The following is a 3,262-nucleotide window of genomic DNA, read 5'->3' as shown; positions in this document are numbered from 1 at the left end:
CTCATCACTTCACCCATTGCTGCACCGTGTCAATCAATTTCAATACTTTTTTTCGTCAGCATAAATCCCTTCACTTAATTCTCACTTGATTCGGCAGAGTGACAAAAGAGGGATTAGATCCGTTATCAACGGAAGCTTTGCTCAGAGAGACTGAGCTAGAGAATAGAGAACAGTGGCAAATTTTGAATCTCTATGAAGGTAATCCATTCTGGCTGAAAAGTGTAGTTTTTCAGATTCAAGAACTAGAGATTGAGCCAACCAATATATCATCCGAACATAGATTATTATTGCCCGAAAATGTCAAGGATAATTTGCAGGAACAATTCGATCGATTATCCCCCCAAGAACAGCAAGTGCTTCATCTGTTGGCGCAAGCTGAGGAACCGGTTAACTTAGGGCAGTTGCTGCAAAATCAGACGATTGAAGCCTCCAACTCGATCAATGCGCTCCATTCTTTGTGCGATCGCTCCTTAATTGAACGGAAAAACAAGCGCTATAGTGTTTCACCTGCGATCAAACAGGCACTTCATCTCCATGATTCCCAAAAGAAGGGTTCAACTTGATTAATTCTTTTAAAGTCACTATCAGCAGAAACTAGAGTTAACCCGTTTTGGATTGCTGTGGCAACAATCCACAGGTCATGGTCAGTAAATCCTAAGTTTATCATACTGGTACGGCGACGCTTATTTTTATCTTTGGGAGCAAAGTAATTAAAAATTGCGGATTTTATTCTGCTATAGATAACTGCTGTTTCTTCATCTATAAAATACAAGTCCATATAAGTTAAAAATGCTTCAACTGCTCGTTTATTTTCTAAGGGCTTTTGGGATTTATCTGTCATGTATAGCAGTTCTGCATAACTAATAATGCTAATTCCAACACTATCACTTCCATGAGCATTTAATTGATTAATCACTTGACGATCGCCATTAATAATATAGCTACAGTGGTTAGTATCTAGAAGATAAGACATGTAAATTAAAATTGAGTGGGCGATCGGTTTTTATGGACAATATTCAAGCATTCTTCGAGGTCATCACCTTCCCAACTTGCAGCAAATTTTACTAAATCTGCGGCCGTTTTACCTCTTTTAATCGGAGGGAATTTTCGTAAAGAAGATGGTTCAGAGTTTTCTAAGGCTTGAATAGATTCAATAAAGTCACTTACTAAGGCCAGTCGGTCTGGGGAAAGTTGATTAAGTTGAAGTATGATTTTTTGTCGTAAGTTTACTGAATTCATAATTGCTTCTTTTTTTGATTGTTTAACTTGATTTTAGTATAAAACCAGGTTTCTGATCCAGATTTGGGTTATGGTACAGAGGCGATCGCTACAAAAACTGTATAGATAAATACATTTATCTCCAGTGATTAAACAAGCCGTTCATCCACGATTGCCAAAAGAAGGGTTCATCCTTGACTTGATTTTTGTGGTATCATCCTATTTGTGAGAATGATTATCATTTTATTTTTCATCTATGACCCTTACATCCAGCGACATCGCTCGATCGCCAATTGAGATTCCCAAGCGAGGGATGCCAGTTACCATCATCACGGGGTTCTTGGGCAGTGGAAAAACCACCCTAGTCAATCAAATTCTCAGCAATCGTCAAGATTTGAAAGTCGCTGTACTGGTGAATGAATTTGGCGATATTGATATCGATAGCCAACTTCTGGTTTCTATCGATGAAGAGATGGTGCAACTGAGCAATGGCTGCATTTGCTGCACCATTAATGATGACTTAGTGCAGGCAGTTTACAACGTCTTAGAAAACAGCGATCGCATTGACTATATGGTGATTGAAACCACAGGCATCGCCGATCCCCTCCCCATTATGCTGACCTTTCTGGGTACTGAGTTACGAAATCTGACCCATCTTGACTCTGTGATTACCCTAGTAGATGCGTCTGAATTTACTCCAGAGCATTTTGATAGCCAAGCGGCACTTAAACAAATTGCCTATGGGGACATTATTCTGCTCAATAAAACCGACTTAGTTGCCGTTGCAAAAGTCGAGGAGTTAGAAGGTCAGATTCGGGCGATGAAAGAAAAGCCTCGCATGATGCGCTGCCACAATGGAAAAGTGCCTCTGCCGGTAATTTTGGATGTGGGATACAACAATGAAGAATCCTACGCCGATCTCGTCCAAGAAGAGATTGAAAAAAACCAGCTCGATCGCCACGATCCCCACCATCACGATCACAGTCACGATCATCACGATCATGAACACCATCATCATCACTCCGATCATTTGGATAACGATGGATTTGTATCGGTTTCTTATTGCAGCAATCGCCCCTTCTCCCTACGGAAGTTTGAAGAATTCCTTGATACATTACCCCCTAGCGTATTTCGGGCTAAGGGTCTGCTCTGGTTTACCCAAAGTCCCCACAAACACATCTTTCAGCTCTGTGGCAAACGCTGCACTCTCAACGCTGAAGACTGGGATAATATAGCCCCTAGTAACCAACTAGTGGTCATTGGGCGGCATATCAACAGCGAGCAAATTCGTAACGAACTAGCCCTCTGTGAAGCATCTTAGTTCCTGGCTAGTGAACTTTCTCCATCGATAGCAGAGAAAGAGTCGGTTAGAACTCCAGTTCAATACTCAAACCCAGCACCCATAACCTATTCCCTAGCGCGTAGCGCTATAGGAGGGCAACCTCCACACAACTCAATTCTCAACTGTCCTTACTCTCCTGAAATTCTATGACTGCCCAAATGCCTGCTCATAACCTATCTGTTGATCAAACCATTGCTGCGATTTCTGCCCAATCTCAGCCACGGGTTTCCCAAGCCGAGATGGAACAAGCCGTGCGAACCTTGTTATTGGGATTGGGAGAAGATCCCGATCGCGAAGGCTTGCGGGATACTCCGAAACGAGTCGTCAAAGCACTCCAATTTCTCACCTCTGGGTATCACCAATCTCTAGATGAATTGCTCAATGGTGCTGTATTTCACGAAGATACCGATGAAATGGTATTAGTCAGAGATATCGATCTCTTTAGCTCCTGCGAACATCACATTTTACCGATCCTAGGGCGTGCCCACATCGCCTATATTCCCAACGGTAAAGTAATTGGTCTTTCCAAAATTGCCCGCATTTGTGAAATGTATGCCCGTCGCCTCAGGGGGTGACAACAGGCTTGAATCTAAGGCTAGGCTAGGCTTTGAGCCGTTAAAAGATGGCGAAAAAAATCTAGCGATTTTTTGGGCAAGTAACCCTCTAACCTGATGCTATAGTTATGCGATCGCGACCATTGAG

At 42.4% G+C, this 3,262-nt stretch carries 4 protein-coding genes and 1 pseudogene; 3 read left to right on the top strand and 2 right to left on the bottom strand.

The window, feature by feature from the left end; genetic code table 11:
- Positions 1-98 precede the first annotated feature (98 nt).
- On the top strand, positions 99-563 hold the full coding sequence (locus tag J7545_RS09760; protein WP_318697903.1) for a hypothetical protein: 465 nt from the start codon (positions 99-101) through the stop codon (positions 561-563).
- Here the strand turns inward: J7545_RS09760 and J7545_RS09755 are convergent.
- Both J7545_RS09755 and J7545_RS09750 read right to left on the bottom strand, forming a co-directional pair.
- On the bottom strand, positions 527-973 hold the full coding sequence (locus J7545_RS09755) for a type II toxin-antitoxin system VapC family toxin (RefSeq protein WP_318697902.1): 447 nt from the start codon (positions 971-973) through the stop codon (positions 527-529). The genes J7545_RS09760 and J7545_RS09755 overlap by 37 nt on opposite strands.
- Before the next feature lie 5 nt (positions 974-978).
- On the bottom strand, positions 979-1,239 hold the full coding sequence (locus J7545_RS09750; protein WP_318697901.1) for a hypothetical protein: 261 nt from the start codon (positions 1,237-1,239) through the stop codon (positions 979-981).
- 235 nt (positions 1,240-1,474) lie between these two features.
- Between J7545_RS09750 and J7545_RS09745 the strand changes: the two genes are divergently transcribed.
- Both J7545_RS09745 and folE read left to right on the top strand, forming a co-directional pair.
- On the top strand, positions 1,475-2,539 hold the full coding sequence (locus tag J7545_RS09745) for a GTP-binding protein (protein ID WP_318697900.1): 1,065 nt from the start codon (positions 1,475-1,477) through the stop codon (positions 2,537-2,539).
- A 179-nt stretch (positions 2,540-2,718) separates the two neighbouring features.
- A pseudogene (gene folE / locus J7545_RS09740) lies at positions 2,719-3,129 on the top strand (GTP cyclohydrolase I); the annotation flags it as partial.
- Positions 3,130-3,262 lie beyond the last annotated feature (133 nt).

The sequence above is a fragment of the Roseofilum sp. SBFL genome (assembly GCF_017746885.1).
Classification (GTDB): domain Bacteria; phylum Cyanobacteriota; class Cyanobacteriia; order Cyanobacteriales; family Desertifilaceae; genus Roseofilum.
Note: the sequence above shows the minus strand (reverse complement) of the source record. Positions and strands in the feature narration are given on the sequence as shown.

Bases quoted from the DNA above. Each gene is read 5' to 3' on its own strand.
- J7545_RS09755 (WP_318697902.1), bottom strand. From the start codon at position 973: ATGTCTTATCTTCTAGATACTAACCACTGTAGCTATATTATTAATGGC.
- J7545_RS09750 (WP_318697901.1), bottom strand. From the start codon at position 1,239: ATGAATTCAGTAAACTTACGACAAAAAATCATACTTCAACTTAATCAA.
- J7545_RS09745 (WP_318697900.1), top strand. From the start codon at position 1,475: ATGACCCTTACATCCAGCGACATCGCTCGATCGCCAATTGAGATTCCC.